The sequence below is a fragment of the Hymenobacter agri genome, from assembly GCF_054778495.1.
The window spans coordinates 1-4,688 of sequence record NZ_BAAGZM010000325.1; the positions used below are offsets into that span (position 1 = coordinate 1).

The window sequence follows — 4,688 nt, forward strand, 5'->3', positions numbered from 1 at the left end:
CGTGCGCCCGGCCGAAACCGAGGCCGTGCCAGCCAGCAAAACGCCCGCCGCGCCCGATAAGCCCGCCCAAGTGGCCACCGTGACGCCCGAAAAGCCGGCCGACCGCGAGGAGAAGAAAGAAGAAAAGCGCGAGGAGCGCGAAGAAAAAACGCCCACCCGCGCCGGCGAGCTGCTGGGCCGCGTGGTGGAGTCAGGTCTGGGCGCGTCCATCGAAAACAGCACCACCGAGAAGTACCTGGCCCTGCACAAAACGGCCCCCGTGGGCACCATCATGCAGGTGAAAAATGCCATGAATGGGCTCTACGTGTACGTGCGCGTTATTGGCAAGCTGCCCAATACCGGCGAGAACAACAATATTCTGGTGCGCCTCTCGCCCCGGGCCGTGCAGAAGCTCGGTACCAGCGACGCCCGCTTCCGGGTCGAGACGAATTACATTCCGGAGCAGTAGGGTTTCGTTTAACTCCCCGGCAACGTCATGCTGAGCGAAGTCGAAGCATCTCTATCGCGCAACTAATCAATTTTAGTATGGCGGCAGAGATGCTTCGACTTCGCTCAGCATGACGTTCTGCTTTTACCAGTTCAGCCCTTTCCAAACGCTACCATCCACCTACCATGAACGTCGCCCAGCTCCGCCGCCAGCTCGACGCGCAATACGAGCGCTACAACCGGCCCGAATTCATTAAGAACGACCCCATCCAAATCCCGCACCGCTTCACGCTCAAGCAGGATATTGAGATTGCGGCGCTGTTTGCGGCGCTGCTGGCCTGGGGGCAGCGGCCTACCATCATGAACAAGTGCAACGACCTACTGCGGCGCATGGATGACGCGCCCTATCAATTCATCACCCAGCACCAGGACGAGGACCTGAAGCGCCTGCTGGGCTTCTGCCACCGCACGTTTTGCGATACCGATTTGCTGTACTTCGTGCATTTCCTGCGCGACTGGTACCGGCAGCACGACTCGCTCGAAACCGCGTTTCTGGTGGGGCACTCGCAGCGCGAGCGGCTCATCAACTTCCACAACCGGTTTTTCAGCCTGCCCGATGCGCCCGCCCGCACCCGCAAGCACGTGGCCACGCCGGCCCGCAAATCGGCCTGCAAGCGCGTGAACATGTACCTGCGCTGGCTGGTGCGCCGCGATGACCACGGCGTGGACTTCGGCCTCTGGACGCGCCTCTCGCCCGCCGACCTCATCATGCCCATCGACGTGCACGTGGAGCGCCAGGCCCGCCCGCTGGGCCTGCTCACCCGCTCACTCGTGGACTGGCAGGCCGCCGAGGAGCTCACCGCCAACCTGCGCCTGCTCGACCCGGCGGACCCGGTGAAGTACGACTTCGCGCTTTTTGGGGCGGGGGTGGATAAGTAGATTCGGGGGAGGAGTAGGTGTTTAATCAAAACCAAGCGGTACAAGACGCGATGAAGCAGGAGTTTGAGTTGATAAAAACGAATGTTGCCAGGCTGCTGCTGGTGTGGGTGGTGGGATTGGTGGTCGTGTTGACAGTGGCCGTGAAAGGCCTCGATTTGCTGGAGGCGACCAGTAAAAACGGCCGAATGGTGTGGTTCTTCGTCGTCGTGGGCGGCGGATTCTACCTGCTCTACCGGATAGGTAAAGCGGTGAGTGGTGTTCCACTAGTCGTCGTCGTTGCCCCGGATAGGCTGACGATTATGCCACAGACAAGCGAAGAAACTCAAGTGCTGTTTAGCGAGATTATGGCCTACCGGGCTTCGAGCTTCAACGGGGCCGAAGAGTTGCGCCTGACGCTCAAGGACGCCAGCAAGCTGAAGATAAACGTGAGCAGCCGGCTCTACGACAACAAGGATTTCGACGGCATGGTGCAGGCATTTGAAACAGCGGTGGGCATGCACCAAACGCAGCTGGGACAGCCTGCGGCGGTGGTTCGGGAACGTACTTTTTTTGAAAAGCCGATTTCGACTATCGTATTGGTGCTGTTTACCGCTGGCATGGTATGGGCGGTGTGGATGATAGCCACGAGCCCGCGCCCGGTGCGGGGCAGCACGTTTTCGGCTCTGGGGAGCTACTTGGTTTACGTAGGTGCCTGGTGGGCCGCACGCGAGCGGCGCAATGAAAAGCAAGGCGCCTAAAGGTTACTCGCAAGCTGTGGGTGTTGCCCCGCCACGACCAGCAGCAGCGCGTCTTCGGCGGTGGTAGAAGAACCGGCCCCGCCGCTCGCGCATGTTGAGGCCGCGCTAAAGCAACTTCAGCGCTATGCAGTAGCAGGAAATACCATAGACGTTGAACTAACCGCCAAGCCCGCGAATCTTCCCGCCCGCTTAGCTGTTTACCTTCGTATCCGAATACCTGAACGACGACCTACTTGCTGTTACCCCAACACTTCGAACAAAAAATCGGCTTCAGCACGCTGCGCGAGCAGCTCGAAGCCAATTGCCTCTCGGCCCTGGGCCGGCACTACGTGGCCCGCATGGCCTTCCAGCCCAAGCACGAGCCCCTGCTGAAACTGCTGCAACAGGCCGACGAATTTGCCTACCTGCTGCGCTCGGGGGCCGATTTCCCGGCCGCGCATTACCACGATGCCCAAGCCCACCTCAAGCGCGCCGCCCTGCCCGGCGCCTACCTCGACGTGGCCGCCTTCTTCGAGTTGAAGATGAGTTTGCGCACCATCCGGCAGGCGCTGAGCTTCTTTTCGGACGCCGACGCGGGCCTGTATCCCACGCTGCGCCTGCTGGGCATCGGCATTCAGGTCGACCGCAACCTGCTGGCCGCGATGGACAAAGTGGTGGACGACGACGGCGGCGTGCGCGACGACGCGAGCCCGCTGCTGCGCCAGATTCGGCAGGAGCTCATTGCCCGCCAGGGCCAGCTGCGCCGCCAGATTGCCGGCATCCTGCGCCACGCCAAAAACGAGGGCTGGATTCCCGGCGACGCCGAGCCCACCATTCGGGGCGGGCGCTTGGTGTTGCCGGTCATTGCCGAGTTCAAGCGCAAGGTGAAGGGCCTGATTCACGACGAGTCGGCCTCGGGCCAGACGGTGTATATCGAGCCGGCCGAGGTGTTCGAGCTGAATAACGACATCAAGGACCTCGACAACGCCTACCACCGCGAGCTCATCCGCATCCTCACCGACCTCACCAACCGCCTGCGCCCGCACATTCCGGACCTGCGCAAGGCCTATTCCTACCTCGGGCTGATTGACTTCATCCGGGCCAAAGCCAAGCTGGCCGTGCAGCTCGACTGCCGCCTGCCGCTGCTGCACAACAAGCCCCTGCTGAAGTGGGTGCAGGTGCGCCACCCGCTGCTGCAACTGGCCTTCGCCCAGCATAAGAAGGAAACCGGCGATGCCCGCGAAGTGGTGCCGCTCGATTTGGAGCTGAATGCCGAACAGCGCATTCTGGTGATATCGGGCCCCAACGCGGGCGGCAAGTCGGTGAGCCTGAAAACCGTGGGCCTCGTGCAGTTCATGCTGCAAATGGGCCTACTGATACCCTGCGCCGATAACTCCGAAGCCGGCGTGTTCGAGGACATTTTCCTCGACATCGGCGACGAGCAGAGCCTCGAAAACGACCTCTCGACGTATTCGTCGCACCTGCTGGCCATGAAGCAGTTCATCACGCTGGCCGGTAAGAAAAGCCTGGTGCTGATTGACGAGTTCGGCACCGGCACCGAGCCCAGCCTGGGTGGCGCCATCGCCGAGGCCGTGCTCGACCAGCTGAACCGGGCCCGGGTGTTCGGCGTCATTACCACGCACTACACCAACCTGAAGAACTTCGCCGAGCGCACCCCGCACCTCATCAACGGGGCCATGCGCTACGACCCCGAGAAGCTGCAGCCGCTCTACCGCCTCGAAGTGGGCAAGCCGGGTTCCTCGTTCGCCATCGAAATTGCCCGCAAAATCGGCTTGCCAAAGGAAGTAGTGGAGCGTGCCACCCAACTCGTGGGCAAAGACAAAATTCGTTACGACCGCCTGCTCGAAGGCCTCGAAAAAGAGAAAACCGAGCTCGAACAGCGCACCGCCGAAGCCGCCAAGGCCGAGAAGCGCCTCAAGCGCGCCGCCCAGGAATACCAGGACCTCAAGCAGCACCTCGAAGACACCAAACTCGAAACCCTGCGCACCGCCAAGCAGCAAGCCAAGGCCCTGCTTGTGGATACCAACAAGCAAATCGAAGCCACCATCGGCGAAATCCGCCGCGGCAATGCCGAGAAGGAAACCAACAAAGCCGCCCGCGAAAAGCTGGAGAGCTTCGTGAAAAAGGAGCTGCAAATTGAGCCGCCCAAGCCTAAAGCCACCCGCGAGCGCGCCGTGGCCGGCGCCCTGCAAGCCGGCGATAAAGTGGCCCTTTTTGGCCAGGACGGCTACGGCGAGTTGGTGAGCGTGAAGGGCCAAACCGCCGAAGTGCTGTTCGGCGGCCTCAAAACCCTGGTGAAGGTGAACCAGCTCGAAAAGCTGGGCCGGGCCGAAATCCGCGAGCGCGAGCAGGCCGCTAAGTCCAGAGCCAGCAAGCTGAGCGGCGGCGGGGGCGGCGGCAACGGCGTGAACATCACCGACCGCATGGCCGGCTTCAGCCCCACGCTCGACCTGCGCGGCGAGCGCGCCGAAGATGCCCTCACCAAAACCATGAGCTTCGTGGACGACGCCGTGATGCTGGGCATGCCCGAAATCAAGTTCCTGCACGGCCGCGGCAACGGCGTGCTGCGCAACGTGGTGCGCGACT

3 protein-coding genes and 1 pseudogene are annotated in these 4,688 nt (G+C 62.0%); all 4 read left to right on the forward strand.

Annotated features, from left to right (window positions below):
- Positions 1-448 (forward strand): annotated as a pseudogene (locus ACYVDE_RS14820) (peptidoglycan-binding protein); the annotation flags it as partial.
- A 164-nt stretch (positions 449-612) separates the two neighbouring features.
- Entirely contained in the window at positions 613-1,365 is a 753-nt protein-coding gene (locus ACYVDE_RS14825; protein ID WP_460502322.1) for a DUF2400 domain-containing protein, read from the forward strand.
- A gap of 17 nt (positions 1,366-1,382) precedes the next feature.
- Positions 1,383-2,102, forward strand: coding sequence for a hypothetical protein (locus ACYVDE_RS14830; RefSeq protein WP_460502323.1), 720 nt, complete (start codon positions 1,383-1,385; stop codon positions 2,100-2,102).
- 233 nt (positions 2,103-2,335) lie between these two features.
- Positions 2,336-4,688: endonuclease MutS2 (locus ACYVDE_RS14835; RefSeq protein ID WP_460502324.1), on the forward strand; the 2,353-nt coding region annotated here is incomplete at its 3' end.